Genomic DNA, 17541 nt, shown 5'->3' on the forward strand with positions numbered 1-17541 from the left:
GTTTCTCACCCCTTTGTTTGATCAAGCGGCAAAGTCAGCAGCACGGTGGTACCCTGACCGGGTTTCGAACGGATCTGCAGATCCGCCCGGTCTCCATATAGCAGATGCAGACGGCGAAGTACATTTGTTAGTGCAATATGATTGTGCTGTCCGGCACTTTCCACCTCTCTTGCGAGATCCAGATTTTCCGGATCAAAGCCTACGCCATCATCCTCAATTCGCACACAAATATTCTGCGTCTCCTCCCACAGCCGGACTGCCACGCTTCCTAAGCCCCGCCGGGGTTCCAGCCCGTGGACGATGGCGTTTTCCACCAGAGGCTGGATCGTCAGCCGCGGAACCAGGTACCGCAAAAGGTCCTCGTCCTCGTATTCCACTGAGTAAGAGAGCTTTTCCCCAAATCGTTCTCTCTGTAAATCCAAATAATAGTGGACGTAACCGAGCTCCTGTTCAAATGTAATTTTCTGGCTGCTTCCCACACCGATATTTCCCCGAAGCAGGCACGCCAGGTCCGTAACCATACGGGAAATATTTTTCAATCCAGCATCCACGCAACGCATATTGATGGTCTCCAGCACATTAAAGATGAAGTGCGGATTGATCTGCGCAGCCAACAGGCGTGATTCGCTCTCCTGCAATCGAATGCCCTTTTGATAGGCATCCTTCCAGGATGCCTCCAGATTATCAGCCATCTGGTTAAATGTAGTTTCCAGATCAGCCAGTTCCCGATAGCCGCTGTCAGGCATACGGGCGGCATAGTCTGACTCCGCCATCCGGTGCAGCATCCCCTCCATTTTCTGCAGCGGATCCCCCAGCACTCGATGATAGGCGACCGCAGCCGCCAGAACCGTCAGCAGCACAATCGCGATACACAGGGCTGAGAAAATCCAACTCCCCTCCCAAACCAAATCGTACATGGACGGAAGTGGTATAAAAATATCCACCCGCAGCTCCTCATCGTCCACACGCTGACTGACATGGTAAAAGCGGCCCTGCCAACCCGGGGCAGTTCCTTGGAGATAGGAAGAGTTATCCTCAGTCTGCTCCAGAAGTTCTTGCAGGTCCTCCCCCTCCCCGTATAGCAGTTTTCCCTCTCCATCTGAGAGCGCCAAGCATGTGTTTGGATAGAGTTCCGTCAAGTCTCCAGCATTCAGTAAAGTATCTACATCAATCTCCATAATCAGCTTGCCCAACGGTTCCAGCGTATCGATATTCTTATAGTCCAGCAAAAAATAGGCGGTGTTCTCTGGCGTATTCTCTATGGAAAACAGCGTCTCTGCTGAAGATTGTTCGTTTGCAGCCTCATAGATACTCTGCATTCGGCGCTGCTCCTGCTCATAGGACCCCCTGGGGGAGTAAAAGGTGAACGCCCCATCCCTGCGAAAAAGGTACACGCTGTTTACCGCTCCCCGTTTCCAAGTGGATTGGTAAGCCGCCACTCCCCCCACGACCCGAAGCAGGTCATCCCGTCCCTGCAAAGCCAGATACATGTCCAAATCCTGCATACTTGCACACAGGCTATCGTCTATCATGGCATTATACGCGATGTCCTGTGCCAATTCCATAGTGTTGGCAACAGATGCAGTCACTTGGCTGATGTAGAAATTTACATTTCCCTTGGCCTGTGATTCCATTCTAGCAGGGATCGTACGATAGAACACCAGAAGCATCAGTAGTGACGGTCCCAAAATCGTCACACAGACCAGTAAAAACATTCTGACCATGAGAGACCGCTTCCGCCTGACATTTCCCCGTCTATGTGCCATTTCCTTCACCGCCTCGGGCCGCCTAACTTTTCTCTTGGGTTCATTGTACAATGAGGATTTTCCTTTTTCAACACTGAAATCTGTAAATCTCCCGCCCTCTTCTCTCTCCGCCTTCGGCGGCAAAAATTGAGCGAATTTATACCAGAATCAGAGCAAAAGAGTCTTAATATTTGTAGTCTTTTCCGTGATATACTGAGAAAGCATACAGGAGGGGTGTAGCTATACCCCTGAAACGAAGGAGGAACACGATAATGAAGATGAAAAGATGGTTGTCTTGCACACTGGCTCTGGCCATGCTCCTCGGTCTGATGGGCTGCGGCGGCACCAGCGATGAGGCCCCCAATGATGGTAGCGGCTCCTCTGAAGATGAGATTGTAATCAACTATCCCACTTTCCAGATCGGGACCAACACGGCTGCCCCCGTGGTGGAGGAATTGGTCAGTCGCTTCAACGAAGAATATGCGGGCCAGTATCGCATTGAGGTTGAGGAGATCCCCGGAGATGCCAATTATGCTGATCGAATTCAAGTCCAAATCTCTTCCGGCAAACTGCCTCCCGTGGTCTACGGTGGCGGATACAGCTTGCTGGACTTAGCCCTGGAAGCTGATCTGGTTGTAGACCTGACCGACGTGGTGAACGAGGATCCCGAATGGGCTTCCATGTATGAAAACGACGCCTGGCAGGCTGCCAACTGCCGCGATGGAAAGATCTATGCTTCCTCCAATGAAGGTCAGTTGATTGGCTACTTCTACAATAAGGAGTTATTTGACCAGGCTGGTATTCAGCCCGCTACCACTTGGAATGAGTTTTTTGACAACTGCGACAAACTGCTGGCTGCAGGCATCACTCCACTGGCTATGGACACCGCTGACGGTGCTTGGGTCTCCATGCTGCTGATGGGCGCCATGGTTGCCACCAGCGGCGATGAGGGCCTGGAGTTCATGAACACCAAGTATCCCACCGACTACAACATTGAGCCGGTTGTCAACGCTGTCGCCGAGATGCAGAAGTGGTATCAGAACTACACCACGCTGGACGCTGTGGGCGGCGCCTATGAGAACGCGGCCAACAACTTCTTCTCAGGCAACGTGGCCATGATCTGCAACGGCCCCTGGATGATCGGTGATTTCTCTGACACCTCCAAGACGCCTGATGGCTTTGATCAGAACGTGGGTGTGGCTGCCTATCCCGGCAACTTCGTCTATGACGCCCCCATTGAAGGCATGTTTGTCACCAAGCAGGACGATCCTGCCCTGGAGGAGGCGGCCATCGCCATGGTGAAGTTCTTCACCAGCCCCGAGTCTCAGCAGCTGGCACTGGAGATGCAGGGCATGGTCCCCGCCGCTGCCTCTGTGGAAATCACTGATACCGCTACCACCAACTTCCCGTTGCTGGGCGAGTTTCTGAACATAGCCTCCGAATGCACGGTACGTTCCAACACCTTCACCGGCAACATGGTTCCCGGCCTACAAGATCTCTTCAGTGCCGAGTTGCCCAACCTGGCCAATGGCACCTACACACCGGAGCAGTTCTGCCAGATCCTCACAGATTTTGCTGCGGCAAACGCCGTGTCCTGATCTTTCCGCCAGAGATGGCGTAGACGAAACTCCGGAAGCCCGTGACCGCAATCTGCGCACAAAGGATCGGGTTGCCCTAGCGGCAGCCCGATCTTCCCTATCCTTGGACAAGGAGATGGAATTTGATGAAACAAAAAAATGGCGGGTGGATCGCCCTGTTTTTAGCGCCAGCATGTATCCTCTTTATCCTGATCTTCGCAATCCCGCTGGTAATGGTGTTCGTTACATCGCTGTTCGATTACCGCCTGCTGCCCCGCACCTTCACCTTTGTCGGATTTTCCAATTTTGTTCAGCTGTTTACGGAGGACAATCGCTTTTGGCCCATCTTTGGCAACACGGTCAAGTGGCTTTTTATCCATTGCATCTTCCACGTGACTCTTGGTACGCTACTAGCCTTCATCCTGTATAAAAAACCCAGAGGCTGGAAATTCGTTCGTGTGACTTACATGATTCCAAATATTATCTCCCAGTCCGCTATCGCCATGATCTTTCTGAACTTGTACAATGCCCAATACGGTGCGGTAAATTCGTTCTTGAAGTTGGTCGGGCTTGAGAGTTTACAGCACAACTGGTTGTTCGAGACGGCAACTGCGTTCCCGTCCGTCACTTTGACTTGGTTCCTGTTCGCAGGATACACCACCACGTTGGTCCTGGCTCAGTTGTTGAGCACGGATGAGAGCTTGATCGAGGCTGCGGAGATTGACGGTGCCACCAGTTTCCAGATCGACCGTCTGGTGATGTTCCCGGTGGTCAAGAAAATGATCGGTACCACGGTCATTATGGCCGCTACATACATGCTACAGCTGTTCTCCATGCTCTATATCACCACCGGCGGCGGCCCGGGTACAGTCACTACCAATCTGCCGCTGTATCTATACACCACTATGAAGGCCAACAATTACGGCTATGCCAATACAATCGGAGTTGTAATCATTCTGTTGGGCTTCATCACTATGACGCTGATCCGCAAGATCTTCGGCATGAATAAGGAAGACTAAGGAGAGAATCGGAATGTTGGCACATTATAAGAGAACGCCTACCCAGAAGGTCACCCGTGGATTTTCCTATCTGTTCATGGCACTATGTGTGTGCGTGGCGCTGCTCCCCATTATCTGGGTCATTTTGTCCTCCTTCAAGACCAACAGCGAGATCTTTTCCAATGGCCTGTCCTTGCCCTCCCACTTCGGCTTTGACGGGTATGTGCAGGCACTCGAGATCGCCCCGATCCTGAAGTTTTTCGCAAATAGCCTGATAGTTGCCACCATCACAACGATTCTGAATGTGTTCTGCCTAGCTATGGCGGGGTATGTGTTCGCCAAGAAGAGGTTTCGCTTCAAGAACACGATTTTTGCCATTCTTTCCTTGTCCATGGTGATTCCCACCACGGCGCTGATGAGTCCCGTGTACAATATCATCACAAAGCTGGGCCTCTATGATACTAAGATTGCGCTGATTCTGGTGTACACAGCGCTGAATATGCCTATTTCTCTGATGGTGCTCCGATCTGCGTTCGCCTCTATTCCCACAGAGCTGGAGGAGGCCGCCTATATTGATGGCGCCGGCTTTTTCCGTACCTTTGTCCAGGTAATGATGCCCTGCGCCAAGGGCGGCTTGGCCAGTGCGGCGGTGCTGACTTTTTTGGAGAGCTGGAACGAGTTTACCTTTGCTCTGCTACTCACCAGCTCCACAGACAACCGGACCCTGCCCCTGTCCCTGAGCTATTTCACCAGCCAGTTCAGTTTTAACTACACGGCAATGTTTGCTGCCATCACTATTGCGGTGCTGCCCAGCATCATTGTATTCGCTATCTTCCAAGAGCAGGTGAATGCCAGTTTGACTGCCGGATCGGTAAAAGGCTGAGGCCTTCTTTTTCGATTCCCTTTCAGTCCATGGAAACCCGTGTCCCACAGGTTTGCTTCCTGTTCTGAACTTCGTTGAAAATCCCCGGCCTTTTCGATAAAGGAAAAGGCCGGGGATTTTGATGCGTTTCTGGACTCTTAGTACTCCAGATTGACACTTTCTGTGTTGAAGATGTGGCAGATATTTCCGCCGAAACAGAAGTCCGGTTCCCGCCCGGGAGCAAACCGCTCCGTATAGCTCCCGCTGATATTCATAGTGGGAACGACGATGACTGCATTCTTTCCCGCAGCCATAGCATGAAGATGGATCCCATTACCCAATCATTTCGAACACATCTACCTTGGCCAAGATATAACCTCCTTCTCCCTTCCCCAACATGATGTGATTGGGCCGGGCACCCAATGTAACAGGCTGTCCAGAAATCCCTTTCTTGGTCAAGTCAGCACTCTTTTCAAGTGACAACTCCACCTTGATGCCGCCAAGTATCACAGAGTACCGGTCTCCTTCCCTTTGCAGCTCCGCATCAAAAAAATTCATCTGCGGCGTACCGATGAAGTTAGCCGCGAACAGATTGGCAGGATGGTCAAAAACCTCCTGAGGCGTACCGATCTGTTGGATGAAGCCATCCTTCATGATAACAATCCGGTCCCCCAGAGTCATAGCCTCTGTTTGATCATGGGTGACATAGAGGAAGGTAGTATTGATCTTCTGGCGCAGTTTGATAATCTCTGCGCGCATCTGATTACGCAGCTTGGCGTCCAAGTTGCTGAGAGGCTCGTCCATCAGCAGGATCTTGGGTTCCCGTACGATAGCGCGGCCAATCGCCACACGCTGCCGCTGCCCACCGGATAAAGCTTTTGGCTTGCGGTCCAGGTACTGCGTAATGTCTAGGATCTCCGCCGCCTCACGTACAGCTTTGTCAATCTCGCTCTTAGGGCGCTTGCGCAGCTTCAGTGGGAACGCCATATTTTCATACACTGTCATATGGGGATAGAGCGCGTAGTTCTGGAACACCATAGCGATGTCCCGGTCTTTAGGGGCTACATCGTTCATCAACTTCCCATCAATGTACAGTTCTCCGCTGGAGATCTCCTCCAGCCCCGCCACCATTCGCAGAGTGGTCGACTTGCCGCAACCAGAGGGGCCGACCAATTTCCCCTTGAATTTTTGTTTAATATAAGCATTTGATTTTTCATGATCTCTCAATTCATGTGCTCACTCCTCATGGCAGATGATCCATTCCCATTCGGACAGCCCTGAACTGTGGGCGCTACCTTGTTATGACGGCCCCAAGTCTTCAATCCTTTGCTGCACTCCGCATTATCTTTGAAATCAGAGCGGATACGTCCGTGTTTCCCGCCTCGAAGCACCTTTATTCTTGAGCCAGGTTGACACCGCAAAATGACGGGAACTCCGAGAAAAAGAAAGCCGCCGAAATCAGCCGGGCCTAAGCTCCTTTGATCATCCGGCGACTTCTATTGACAGAGCTATTGATAACTTCCCCACCTTTCACTTAGACTTTTTTAGGAATAATTTTTAATTTTCTATGCTTTTAGGGACTTGGTTCTGCGTACTTCTTTGGGAAAAAGCGCCTATATTACAATGTTCCAGCCTTCTATGCCCCAACATGATGAGGTCACTCAAAGCGGGTTCTCATAAAATGAATAAACTGGCGGATCTCCCGGGTAAGGAATACGTCCCGCCGCCATACCACCGCGATGTTCAGCGGCAACGGCGGGTCCACCGGCAGGGCTATGATATTCTCCCCGGGCTCGATCACTTGGGGTAATAAAAAGGCCCCTGCCAGATTCTGCCGGACAAAACTCTTGATGGTCAGCAGTTGGTTGGAATAGAACAACACATTAGGCGTCAGTCCTGCGTCTCGGAAACGGGTCTGCAGCAGGGTCTGGTGATAATATCCGCTGGTAAATAGGATTAAAGGTGCCATTGCAATTTCCCTCAACTCCGCCTTCTCTCGCCCGGCCATGGGGGTGCCGTAGCCGGTGCAGTACATCATGGACATCCGCATCAGTGGATGAGCGGCCAGTGCAGCGGGTGGCGTTTCTCCCACGGCGATGATCGCCAGATCTAGCTGACCGGCGCGCACCATATCCCGTGCTGTATCAGATCCTGCTTCTGTCAGCCGAATGTGTACTTCCGGACAACTTCCGGTGAACTCCGCAAAAATCTTGGGGAATAGAAAAAAGGCCACCATAGGCGGCACTCCCACGGAAAGAGTGCTCCGGCGCTGGCTCCGGGCCTGAAAATCCGCTGTTAGGCCCTCCACTTCTGTCAGGATGCCATCGCAGCGGGCCAAAAACGCCTCACCATCCAGTGTGGGAACCAACGTCCGACCACCCCGACTCAGCAATAGCAGCCCCAGTTCATCTTCCAAGTTCTGAATAGCCGCGGTAATTGCCGGCTGGGAAACGTGGAGTCGCTCCGCCGCCCGGGTAACCCCACCCAAGTGGCAAACGGCGGAAAAGTAGCGCAGCTGCATCAGTTTCATCCCATGGTGCCTCCCCTTTTTAATATCGAAAAAAACGATATTTAAATAAATATTATATATTATATTTACCATAGAAACATCTCTTCGGATTGTTTACTGCTAAGTGCTGTTATTTCAATGGTTTAAGCAGTAGTAAGATGTGGTTGAAAGAGTAGAAATGTAGGTAAGTCATATATTATTCCTACATTATTTCTACATCGACATTCCTACACAGAATACACCCTATTTTATTTTTTCGATTTCTTCCTTAAGCCAGTCGAATTCTCGCTGGGTGTAGACCTTTTCGGTGATGTCGGATATCTTGTGACCAACCATGTATTTGATTGCATATTCATCAACGCCAGCACTCTTTGCGGCCGTGACAAAGTGCTTTCTTCCGTCGTGAGGACGATGCTCCGGGTTAAGATTAAGCTCGTCACGGATCATCTCAAAGCCGGCCTTATAGCGTTGGTAGCTCATCATCACAGTCTTGCCGCTGCGCTTGTCTTTACAGTTGAAGAGATATGGGCTGCCGATTTCTTTGGCTTTATTGTAATGTCGCTCCACGAGGTAGCGAATTTTTGAGTGGATAGGTACGACGCGGTCTTCACCAGCTTCGGTCTTGATGCCGCCTTTGAAAGTGCCATTCTCAAGGTCTACATTGGCAAGCTCAATTAGGCCGAGCTCTTGTGGACGCCATCCAGAATAACACTGAATGAGTATCACATCAACGAAATTCTTATCGTCGACATGTTCCCAGAGCTTTGATATTTCTTCGTCCGTAAAAGGTATGTGCTCTTTCTTGACTTTCTGGATCTCTTTGATCGTTTCGTCAGTCAGCTTGAATGTGCGCGAGTAGTTTCTGTCGACGATCTCATATTCCAGAGCATAGTCAAGCATCAGGTTGAACAATGACTTGATCTTGTTCTTCATGGATGCGCTGGCGTGTTGCTCTTTCCCTCTGACAGTGGCAACACCCTCGTCCATGCAGCCTTTCACATGGCGGGCACGGACATCCATTACTCGCATATCGTAGACAGCCGAGCAATACTTCCAAGCTGAAGTAACGGCTCGTGAACTGCCATCCGATTTGAGCGTCTTGAAATACTCTTCCGACCACTTGTCGTAAAGCTCTTTGACTGTGATCGCGGCGCCGAGGTCGTAAGGGTTCTTGTTATATTCTACGAGCGCTGCATACGCGTCATTGTAAGTCGCGAAATATGAGTCAGGCTTGAGCGGTTTGCAAATTGGCTTGCCGTCCTGAGTCTTTCCAACCGTAACCATCGCCCGAAAGGGATTCCGAAGGTTGCGGTTTTTTATTTCGCTGATTTGGCCAAACCCGTTCGGGAGGCGTCTTCGTTTATTGTTTTTGGCTCTCGGTTTTCGCTTTACAGACGGCTTCATTGGATAGCCGCAATGAGGGCAAGCCGGAGCCTTGTCGCTTACCTGCAATTCGCATTCAGGGCATTTTACAAGCATGAGTTTCACCTCCATAGTTGATTTGTCCTTTGTAATCATATATTATGGTGTAGGAGTTGTCAAGATATTCCTACACTTTATTTTTTGATGGAGCGATGCATATGATTACAAATGATGTATCAACCTGCCCCAAATGCGGCGGCGATTTGAAATACTATGACCGTGTTACTCGGATTGTACGGACGAAAGAAAGAAAGACCTGGAAGATCCCAATGCGGCGGCTTCAATGCACTCGCTGCGGTTCCGTACATAGAGAGCTTCCTGAACTGATATTTCCGTACAAACAGTACGAGGCTGAAGTTATCATCGGTGTTTTGGAGGGCTTCATCACCTGCGAAACCATCGGATTTGAGGACTATCCCTGCGAAATGACGATGGTCCGATGGCAAGCTCAGGACTGGACCACCGAGGTTGTTTTAACAAAGCGCAGTTGCTAACTTAGAATAGCCGTTGAAAGGAGGTAAACGCCAATGAACGAGCAAGAGTTCCCTCAGGGGTCTGTCCCCGTGGCTGTTGCGGCCCGTGTGTATGGCAAAGATGCTTCATGGGTCCGCGCCGGCATCGTCTCAGGGTGGCTCCCGATTGGCAAAGCCACTCGCAGCGGAAAATTAGTCACCACCATCGAGGAGATGGATTCACGCTATGGCCGTATCAACTTTTACATCTCCCCAAAGCGTCTCTACGAGGAGACAGGATTTTTGTGGAAAGGAGAACGACAATAATGGCAACGGAAATCCGTCCGGAGCTGTCTGAGAAAAATCCGTACTGGATTGGCAAGCACCGGTATTACGAACTGAAGCATTTCTGCCTCCAGTATCCGATTTGGAAGAAAGCCTATAATGCTCTGCTTGGCCTAAGCAGCCGTCCGAACGACCTTGATATTTTCGTCAAGAGTGGCCAAGTACGGAGCGATCCAACTGCAAGGTGTGCGGAATCTCGCGTATCCTTTGCCAAACGGATGGAACTGGTCGAGCAAGCTGCCATTGGTACGGACGGTGACCTCTATCCTTATATTTTGCGAGGGGTCACAGAGGGTCTATCCTACAATGCCTTGAAAATGCAGTATGCCATCCCCTGTTGCCGCGAGGTCTACTACAACTTGTATCGGCGGTTCTTCTGGCTGCTGAGTAAGGAGCGTGATTGAGATGCGGATTGTGAATGTGGCGGTCAGACAATGCTATCGCTTCAACTGCCCGAATTGCGGGAGCAAGCTGGAAGCTGACAGTGACGAGCTGGTCGATGTCGGTGGAAAGACCAGTCGGTTCTGGTGTCCTGTCTGCCGAGAAGAAAGATACATTCCATGGTCTTCTCTGAGAAAACGGACGGTCTACGAGGACAGTTCCGCAGATTAAGCAAACCCCTTTATGGAAAGGAGTGTTTTTCTATGGACACTATGTTTGAAAATTTAGATTTTCGGTTTGATAAGGAAAATAACGACGAACGACCTTTTATGATTGCTTGTAAAGATCGAGAAATCATGGATGGGGAACGTTGGGTGTTGGTATCTTTATCGACCGATGAAGCAAAAAGATTACTCAAGTATCTTGAAGAACACATTGTAAAATAAAGAAGATTGAGCCGCTTACAACGGCTCTTTCTTTTTATATTTTCCGGCACGCGGGTAACTGGATCAGATGCTAAATTGGTATCTGGAAAATTGCCCGGGGTAAAAATCTGAAAAATCATTTTGGAGGTATGACATGGAACTCATCATTGGCATTGTTGTCGGCATTATCATCGGGCTTGTAGTCGGAACGCTTATATTTCGGCGAAGGTACATTCCCGTCGGCGATCTTCGGATCGACCGTTCTGACCCGACGAGCGAACCATTTCTGTTTCTCGAATTAGGCACAGATGTGCGCACTATTTCTGGCATGAAAACCGTCACGCTCAGCGTTCGCAACGAGAATTTCCTCCCGCATGAATAACACCCCCTATTATGGAGCCAACTTATTGAAAGGAGAAATGCAATATGGCAGAAATCAAGAAATTGCTGGATGATGCAATCGAAACCGAGATCAATAATCTCAACTCGGCATCTAACAAAGACGAGAAATCGGAGGCCATCAAGAACCTCGCAGCACTGCACAAGCTCCGTATCGAAGAGATCAAAACGGAAACTGAAATCGAGGAAAAGTCGGAGCGTCGGGCCATGGATAAAGCAGCCCATGACGAAGACGCGACACTGAAAGCGTTTCAGCTTGACGAGAATACTCTCGATCGGTACGCGAAGATTGGCATTGCTGCGGCGGAACTTGTATTGCCGCTGATGTTCTACGGCGTTTGGATGAGTAGAGGACTGAGATTCGAGGAAACGGGGACATTTACATCCCAGACATTCAAGAATCTGTTCAATCGCTTCAAGCCTACTCGAAAGAGTTGAGCCAACAGCGTTGAGAGTCGTGTAAAAAACACGCTCTCTTCGCTTTTTTCGTAGATTTTGCAGGGCGCTTTATGGAAAGGAGATACCGAAGAGCTCTTTATATCTCTCGACTTAATACCGGGGGTACTGTATAATAGCAGCTACTTCCAGATTAACAGGAGGTAATGAAAGTGCGCAGAAAAGGTAGAAAGGTTATTAAACCGGCAGGTAGTGAATTGATGGACTACCTGAATAAGGGATACGCCATCTGCAACAAGTGCGGAGCGGTGATGGATCGGAAAGAAGATCCTGAAGGCGGATGCGGTATTTATGCCTGCCCGTCCTGTGGATGGGAAATTGAGGAATTGGATTATGAGTACGAGAGTTCAGACGAAATGGAACTCGGACTCGATGAAAGAGGCGACGAGTATCTGATCTTCAGGGATGACATGCCGCCCGCAGGTTGTAAAGCTTGCGGTGGTCCCTACCCTTACTGCAAAGCGTCATGCAAAATGTTTGACGACTAAAGCATTATCAACGGAGGAGGGTCCTGTAACAGGGGCTTTCCTCTTTTTGTTTTGGAGATGGAGATGCGATACCACTATGAAAAGCCTACAATTTATCTTTCAATGTACGGAAAGCGTTACATTTGCGACCATCCGGTCTACGATAGCTGCACACTGTTTGAAATCGGAGATAAAGGTCTTGCTGTGATCCAACAGCGGTATGATGCCGAAACAAAGTCCACATTCTGGACAGAGGTGGATGCATGGCTGACCGATGCCCTCTATGTTCACCCGAAATTCAAGGAATTCTTTGATGAACGAGCCGGAACTTGTACGGACGGGCTCTGGCCAACTGTAACGATTCGGCAAATCATGTGGGCGCTGAAAATGAAGCCTTTGCAAAAGCAGCGTTGGGAAACGGTCTTTGACCGCCGTGATATTTAGCGCCAATCCAGCAGCCCCTATTATGGATACCAATACCTATGAAAGGGGTTAGGAGTATGGATGAGATGAAGATTCAATCGAAATTCATGACAGGACTTGTATCGAGGATCGTAAAGAAGGTACTTCGGATAAAATTGGGCTGTGAAGTAGATATTCAGCTCAATGAGTTCCGGACGACAGTCATTGACGATAAGACTCATGTCCATCTGGATTTGGATGCGGACCTTACAAAAGAAGAACTTAACAAACTATTGAAGACTATTGGAATCTGAGGAATTGAGCCGTTTTATGCGGCTCTTTTCTTTTTTCGCAGATTTTGCAACTCATATTATGGAGAAACAGTTAGCTCAGTGGTAGAGCGCTTCACAAAACCAGTGAAGAGGTGATCGGTTCGAGTCCGATACTGCTTCTTTACTTTTTATTTTGGACGAAAGGAGAAAGCATGAACATCGAGCAATTTGAACTGATCTTGTGCGACATGTACACCATGGATGCATGGTCGCCTCCGCTTCTCTGGAAATGGAAAAAAGAGTTCAAGGAGGCAAGTACAAAGCAGTGGGCGATCAGAGAGCTTGAGAACTACATTCGCAAGCGACTCCATCATCGCTCCGATGGATCGGTCGACGAATTTATCAGATTCACAAACGAGTTCGCCATGAAGATGGCTCGCTATTCAAATCACTCAGGAGAGAACCAAGAGATGCACGAGATCTTTCAAACTGCCAGTTCGGTCGCTGCTGATATTTTAGATCTCTTAAATGCAATGAAATGAAAGGAGAATTCAGATGAAACTCGACCCTAAGATCGGGAGAAGCTTGAAGAAGGCGTCTCCCACCATTTTGACATGCATCGGAGCCGCTGGCGTTGTGGCAACCGCGGTTTTGGCTGTCAAGGCAACCCCGAAAGCGGATAGTCTTATCAAGGCTGACAGCAGGAGAAATCACGACGGCGACCCTTATGCTGCAACAAAGCTCGAAGCCGTCAAATCATGCTGGAAATGCTACATACCGGCTGCGGCCACTGGCGTCGCTACGATCATCTGCATCTTTGGAGCGAATACCCTCAATAAGAAGCAGCAGGCGTCTCTTGCCAGTGCCTATGCGCTCGTAAACCGATCCTATTCTGACTATAAGCATAAATTGAAGGAACTGTATGGCGAAGATGCTTACAAGAAGATCATGGAGTCCATCGCCGCAGAGAAAAGCAGTATGCCTCCTATTACGGCTACCGGAGGCTTCTCCAATTCATCTTTGGAGTTTGAAGATGCCAACGAGGAGCAGCGACTCTTCTACGACAGCTTCTCCAAAAGATATTTTCAGGCAACCATAAGCCAAGTCCTGCAAGCAGAGTATCACATAAACAGGAATATGGTTCTCGGCGCGTTCGTAACTCTGAACGATTTCTATGACTTCCTTGGAATAAGCCATGTCGAAGGCGGAGATGTTGTTGGCTGGTTGCTGTCTGATAGCATGTATTGGATTGACTTCGATAACTCAAAGGCTATGGTTGATGATGGACTGAACGGAGAGATTCCGTGTTATGTCGTCGATGCTGAGTTCGGCCCTCAACCAGAATCTGCGTGGGATTATTGATTTCCCGCAAAAACTACATCGCCTATTATGGAAAGGAGGTCATGCTTTATGAACCAGAGAAATATCTTTAAGCTGCTGTCCCTTGCGGGAGTCGTCCTTGGCGGGATCGGAACATTGTTATCCGGCTGGGCCGACAACAAGGAGCAGGAAGCAATTATCGAGGAGAAGGTCAACGAAGCACTTGCTGCCAGAAACGAAGAGGAAGAGTCCTAAACAGGGCTCTTCTCTTTTTTCGAGGTGAACTCATGACAAATGATGCGGCTGTACAAGCACTTCTCGACTATCTCAACGAATCAGATGAACCCGAAATCTATTGGCCACGCCATCACTTTGAAGAATCTTGCTTTTCGAGATGGGCGGCATGGGAGATGATCGAGGCAATTATGGATCATCCTATGGAAGATCCGGAAGATGTGATCGAGGAGTTCACCATGAAAATGGTGATTTTCTCATCTATCGCAGATGGTACGGATGAAGGACTGATATTTTCGATTGCCGCTGATTTCGCCGATGAATGCTTGACACTATTTAGAGAGGAGAACTCAAATGACAAAACAAACCATTATCAATGCGTTGAAAAACGCCCAGAAGTCAATAAAAAAGCACAGCCCTGAGATCCTCACCGGCATCGGAATTGCCGGGATGATCGCCACCACTGTATCCGCCGTTCGAGCAACGCCAAAGGCTTTGCAGCTCATCGACGCCAGAGAAATCAAGGAAAACCGGCGTCTGAGCAACAAGGAGATCGTTGCCACCACATGGAAGTGCTATGTTCCGGCTGCTGTTACAGGTGTGCTGTCCACAGCCTGCCTTGTAGGCGCCAGCTCTGCAAATCTTCGACGCAACACTGCCCTTGCAACGGCTTATTCCATCTCCGAAACGGCTCTCAAGGAGTACAAAGAGAAGGCTGTTGAGGTAGTCGGTGAGAAAAAAGAGCAGGCGATCCGTGATGCAGTTGCCAAGGAGACGCTTACGAAGCACCCTCTTGGCGAACGCGAGGTCATCATTACCGGCGGTGGTGATATTCTCTGTTTCGACCCCCTTACAAACCGATATTTCAAGTCCGATCGCGACCGCCTGATGCGTGCTATGAATGAGCTGAACAAACGAATGCGCGACGAGATGCGTGTTTCGCTGAATGATTTCTACGATGAGATCGGTCTGAGCGAGGCCGAGGTCGGAGAGCATCTTGGGTGGGACATTGACAACGGAAAAGGCTACATAGACCTCGATTTCAGCACACAGTTGGCTGATGATGGAACGCCTTGCCTTGTCGTCGGTCACAACCACCCGCCTATTTACCTTTGGTAAGCGCAGATTTTGCATCTCCTATTATGGAGAACCAAACAACAAAAATTACTTTTGAAAAGGAGAATTTTACTATGGAAGACAAGAAAATGAACGAGATCGAGGAAATCGAAGCTACGGAAGTCGACGAGACTCAGGACAGCTCTAATGCTGGTGCCCTGCTCGCCGGTGTCATCGGAGGTTTCATTGCTTACGCTGTGATTGGCGGGGCGAAGAAGCTGCGGGTGATCATCGAAGAGAAGGTCGCTGCGAAGAAGCTGGCGGAAGCCGCTAAGACCGACAAGGCCGAAATCGACTCGGCAGACGAGGATTCCGAGGAAAACTAAGAAAAGTAAATTGCGGAGTTCTACAAGGGAGAGTGCCAATAACAGGGCGCTTTCCCTTTTTCTTTTTATCAAATTTTGGAGGTGCACTAATGCCTGAATATCCTGATAACTCGCATAGCGCGAGAGAAAACACAAGCCCTCCCTCCAAACGGGTGGAGAAAGTTGTCAACGGCACAGCAAAGACCCGCAAGCAGAGCGAGGTCAAGAAATTTGCCGGCATATTCATGCCTGATGAAGTTGGCGATGTTAAAACCTTCATCATCACGGATGTCGTTATCCCTGGTTTGAAGAACGCCATCGCCGATGTTGTCAGCATTGTTCTCTTTGGCGAAGCCGGCCGCATCGGCACTCGGAAGAACGCCGGATCAAAGGTATCGTATCAGCGGTATTATGACGATCCTCGCAGAGATGACCGCAGAAACTACAATCAGCGGCCGAGACCTGTTGCCGGGTTTGAATTTGATGACATCATCTTCGACAACCGTGGAGATGCAGACCTCGTCCTCGACCAGTTGGAATCCGCTATTGCCAACTATGGCATGGCCAGCGTGCTGGATCTCTATGACCTTGCCGGACTTACTTGCCAGAATTACATGGCTGATAAGTACGGCTGGACTGATATTCAGAGTGCCAGAGTTGCCCGAACGAGGGACGGCTACATCTTGCAGCTTCCCAGAGCAATCCAAATCACCTAAAAAGAGGTGCAGTCATGTACGGATATTTTGTCTCAAGCGGGTACAGAGGCTTCGTCGACGGAACATGGATGCTGTTCCCGACTGAGTCCGAGTATTACGAATACATGAAAGAGCTCAAAAACTGAGCTGAAAACTACAATTAAGAAAGGATTTATTACCATGAAAGCTAATGAAATCATGACTTCCGCAAAGCGTACCTTCTCCAAGGTCGGCTTTGGGCTCCAGAAGAAGAGCCCCGAAATTCTTGTCGGTGTCGGCATCGTAGGTGCTGTTGCAAGTGCCGTTCTGGCCTGCAAGGCTACCACTAAGGCAGGTGCCATCGTCGAGGAGTCTAAGAACTCTCTCGCTGATATTCGTGAGGCCAATGAAAACGGCGTCACCAAGGCTGGTGAGTCCTACTCCGCAGAGGATCGCAGGAAAGATCTCGCCATCGCCTATGTTCAGACAGGCGTGAAGTTCGCAAAGCTGTATGCCCCCGCGGTCATGCTCGGTGCAGTTTCTATCGCCAGCATTCTCGCAAGCCACAACATCATGAAGAAGCGCAACATCGCTCTGGCGGCTGCTTACGCTGCTGTCGATAAGTCTTTCAAGGATTATCGTGACCGCGTAATCGAGCGTTTCGGCGAACAGGTTGAAAAGGAGCTGCGCTACAACATCAAGGCGCAGGAGATCGAAGAGACCGTTACGGACGACAAGGGCAAGGAAAAGAAGGTCAAGCAGAATGTGAATGTCGCAGACGAGAACTGGGATGGCTCTGACTACGGCCCTTACGCAAAAGTGTTTGATGATACCCACTCCGATTGGAAGCAGGACCCTGAAATGAACCTCTTCTATCTGCGTGCTCGTCAGGCTCAGGCGAATGATATGCTCAAGTCCCAGGGTCACCTCTTCCTGAACGAAGTTTATGATATGCTCGGTTTCAAGCGCACCAAAGCCGGCGCTGTTGTCGGTTGGATCTATGACGACAAGAAGCCTTACGGCGACAACTTTGTTGATTTCGGTATGACCGAGATTCGTCGTCACGATGCTGATTCGGACGAGTACAAGCGCGCGTTCATTCTGGACTTCAATGTTGTCGGCGACATCACTTCCAAGATCGTCGACCACCAGAATGACTATCTCGCATGAGGACAAGCCG

Annotated in this window: 25 protein-coding genes, 1 tRNA gene and 1 pseudogene; 23 read left to right on the forward strand and 4 right to left on the reverse strand. The window is 49.7% G+C overall.

Annotated elements, in window-relative coordinates:
- Window positions 1–5: 5 nt before the first annotated feature.
- A complete protein-coding gene (locus EIO64_RS04190) occupies window positions 6–1715 on the reverse strand; it encodes a sensor histidine kinase (RefSeq protein ID WP_158629694.1) in 1710 nt (569 codons plus the stop codon).
- Window positions 1716–2017: 302 nt separating this feature from the next.
- Between EIO64_RS04190 and EIO64_RS04195 the strand changes: the two genes are divergently transcribed.
- The 4 genes from EIO64_RS04195 to EIO64_RS04210 all read left to right on the forward strand — a co-directional run bounded on the left by EIO64_RS04195 (window position 2018) and on the right by EIO64_RS04210 (window position 5203).
- On the forward strand, window positions 2018–3343 hold the full coding sequence (locus tag EIO64_RS04195) for an ABC transporter substrate-binding protein (protein ID WP_119311474.1): 1326 nt from the start codon (window positions 2018–2020) through the stop codon (window positions 3341–3343).
- Window positions 3344–3458: 115 nt separating this feature from the next.
- Window positions 3459–3752, forward strand: coding sequence for a hypothetical protein (locus EIO64_RS04200; RefSeq protein ID WP_249390928.1), 294 nt, complete (start codon window positions 3459–3461; stop codon window positions 3750–3752).
- The gene (locus EIO64_RS04205) at window positions 3715–4341 is read left to right on the forward strand and encodes a carbohydrate ABC transporter permease (protein WP_249390891.1); all 627 of its coding nucleotides are present in this window, start codon (window positions 3715–3717) and stop codon (window positions 4339–4341) included. Before EIO64_RS04200 ends, EIO64_RS04205 begins: the two co-directional genes overlap by 38 nt.
- 13 nt (window positions 4342–4354) lie before the next feature.
- Window positions 4355–5203, forward strand: a complete 849-nt coding sequence (locus tag EIO64_RS04210) for a carbohydrate ABC transporter permease (RefSeq protein ID WP_025544226.1) — start codon at window positions 4355–4357, stop codon at window positions 5201–5203.
- 137 nt (window positions 5204–5340) lie between these two features.
- Here EIO64_RS04210 and EIO64_RS04220 read toward each other — a convergent pair.
- The 3 genes and pseudogenes from EIO64_RS04220 to EIO64_RS04230 form a co-directional block, all read right to left on the reverse strand.
- A pseudogene (locus tag EIO64_RS04220) lies at window positions 5341–6355 on the reverse strand (ABC transporter ATP-binding protein); the annotation flags it as partial.
- 484 nt (window positions 6356–6839) lie between these two features.
- A complete protein-coding gene (locus EIO64_RS04225; RefSeq protein WP_025545771.1) occupies window positions 6840–7712 on the reverse strand; it encodes a LysR substrate-binding domain-containing protein in 873 nt (290 codons plus the stop codon).
- Between the two features lie 222 nt (window positions 7713–7934).
- Window positions 7935–9185, reverse strand: a complete 1251-nt coding sequence (locus EIO64_RS04230) for a site-specific integrase (RefSeq protein WP_346730073.1) — start codon at window positions 9183–9185, stop codon at window positions 7935–7937.
- Window positions 9186–9271: 86 nt separating this feature from the next.
- Between EIO64_RS04230 and EIO64_RS04235 the strand changes: the two genes are divergently transcribed.
- From EIO64_RS04235 to EIO64_RS04325, 19 genes are all read left to right on the forward strand, one after another.
- Window positions 9272–9607, forward strand: coding sequence for a DUF6431 domain-containing protein (locus EIO64_RS04235; RefSeq protein ID WP_136890806.1), 336 nt, complete (start codon window positions 9272–9274; stop codon window positions 9605–9607).
- Between the two features lie 33 nt (window positions 9608–9640).
- Window positions 9641–9892 carry a hypothetical protein gene (locus tag EIO64_RS04240; protein WP_136890807.1) on the forward strand — a complete coding sequence of 84 codons (252 nt, stop codon included), beginning with the start codon at window positions 9641–9643 and terminating at the stop codon, window positions 9890–9892.
- On the forward strand, window positions 9892–10314 hold the full coding sequence (locus EIO64_RS04245) for a hypothetical protein (protein WP_136890808.1): 423 nt from the start codon (window positions 9892–9894) through the stop codon (window positions 10312–10314). Before EIO64_RS04240 ends, EIO64_RS04245 begins: the two co-directional genes overlap by 1 nt.
- 1 nt (window position 10315) lies before the next feature.
- Window positions 10316–10522, forward strand: coding sequence for a DNA-directed RNA polymerase (locus EIO64_RS04250; RefSeq protein WP_136890809.1), 207 nt, complete (start codon window positions 10316–10318; stop codon window positions 10520–10522).
- Window positions 10523–10554: 32 nt separating this feature from the next.
- The gene (locus EIO64_RS04255) at window positions 10555–10737 is read left to right on the forward strand and encodes a hypothetical protein (RefSeq protein WP_136890810.1); all 183 of its coding nucleotides are present in this window, start codon (window positions 10555–10557) and stop codon (window positions 10735–10737) included.
- Window positions 10738–10870: 133 nt separating this feature from the next.
- Window positions 10871–11098: a hypothetical protein gene (locus tag EIO64_RS04260; protein ID WP_136890811.1), complete on the forward strand. Its 228-nt coding sequence runs from the start codon at window positions 10871–10873 to the stop codon at window positions 11096–11098.
- Between the two features lie 44 nt (window positions 11099–11142).
- On the forward strand, window positions 11143–11553 hold the full coding sequence (locus EIO64_RS04265) for a hypothetical protein (RefSeq protein WP_136890812.1): 411 nt from the start codon (window positions 11143–11145) through the stop codon (window positions 11551–11553).
- Window positions 11554–11717: 164 nt separating this feature from the next.
- Window positions 11718–12059, forward strand: a complete 342-nt coding sequence (locus tag EIO64_RS04270; protein ID WP_136890813.1) for a hypothetical protein — start codon at window positions 11718–11720, stop codon at window positions 12057–12059.
- Window positions 12060–12116: 57 nt separating this feature from the next.
- The gene (locus EIO64_RS04275) at window positions 12117–12482 is read left to right on the forward strand and encodes a hypothetical protein (protein ID WP_346730074.1); all 366 of its coding nucleotides are present in this window, start codon (window positions 12117–12119) and stop codon (window positions 12480–12482) included.
- 56 nt (window positions 12483–12538) lie between these two features.
- Window positions 12539–12754, forward strand: coding sequence for a CTP synthase (locus tag EIO64_RS04280; RefSeq protein ID WP_136890815.1), 216 nt, complete (start codon window positions 12539–12541; stop codon window positions 12752–12754).
- A gap of 63 nt (window positions 12755–12817) precedes the next feature.
- Window positions 12818–12893: transfer RNA gene (locus EIO64_RS04285), tRNA-Phe, on the forward strand.
- A 31-nt stretch (window positions 12894–12924) separates the two neighbouring features.
- Window positions 12925–13254: a hypothetical protein gene (locus EIO64_RS04290; protein WP_136890816.1), complete on the forward strand. Its 330-nt coding sequence runs from the start codon at window positions 12925–12927 to the stop codon at window positions 13252–13254.
- Window positions 13255–13267: 13 nt separating this feature from the next.
- Entirely contained in the window at window positions 13268–14074 is an 807-nt protein-coding gene (locus EIO64_RS04295; protein WP_136890817.1) for a DUF6353 family protein, read from the forward strand.
- A gap of 48 nt (window positions 14075–14122) precedes the next feature.
- A complete protein-coding gene (locus EIO64_RS04300; protein WP_158629695.1) occupies window positions 14123–14287 on the forward strand; it encodes a hypothetical protein in 165 nt (54 codons plus the stop codon).
- Between the two features lie 32 nt (window positions 14288–14319).
- Entirely contained in the window at window positions 14320–14688 is a 369-nt protein-coding gene (locus EIO64_RS04305) for a hypothetical protein (protein WP_136890818.1), read from the forward strand.
- Window positions 14621–15385 (forward strand): DUF6353 family protein, encoded by a 765-nt coding sequence (locus EIO64_RS04310; RefSeq protein ID WP_136890819.1) that lies wholly within the window; start codon window positions 14621–14623, stop codon window positions 15383–15385. The genes EIO64_RS04305 and EIO64_RS04310 overlap by 68 nt, the downstream gene beginning before the upstream one ends.
- A 71-nt stretch (window positions 15386–15456) precedes the next feature.
- The gene (locus EIO64_RS04315) at window positions 15457–15708 is read left to right on the forward strand and encodes a hypothetical protein (protein ID WP_136890820.1); all 252 of its coding nucleotides are present in this window, start codon (window positions 15457–15459) and stop codon (window positions 15706–15708) included.
- 89 nt (window positions 15709–15797) lie between these two features.
- Window positions 15798–16403 (forward strand): hypothetical protein, encoded by a 606-nt coding sequence (locus EIO64_RS04320; protein ID WP_136890821.1) that lies wholly within the window; start codon window positions 15798–15800, stop codon window positions 16401–16403.
- Between the two features lie 159 nt (window positions 16404–16562).
- A complete protein-coding gene (locus tag EIO64_RS04325; protein ID WP_136890822.1) occupies window positions 16563–17531 on the forward strand; it encodes a DUF6353 family protein in 969 nt (322 codons plus the stop codon).
- Window positions 17532–17541: the final 10 nt, after the last annotated feature.

This window comes from Dysosmobacter welbionis, from assembly GCF_005121165.3.
In the GTDB taxonomy this organism is placed as follows: domain Bacteria; phylum Bacillota; class Clostridia; order Oscillospirales; family Oscillospiraceae; genus Oscillibacter; species Oscillibacter welbionis.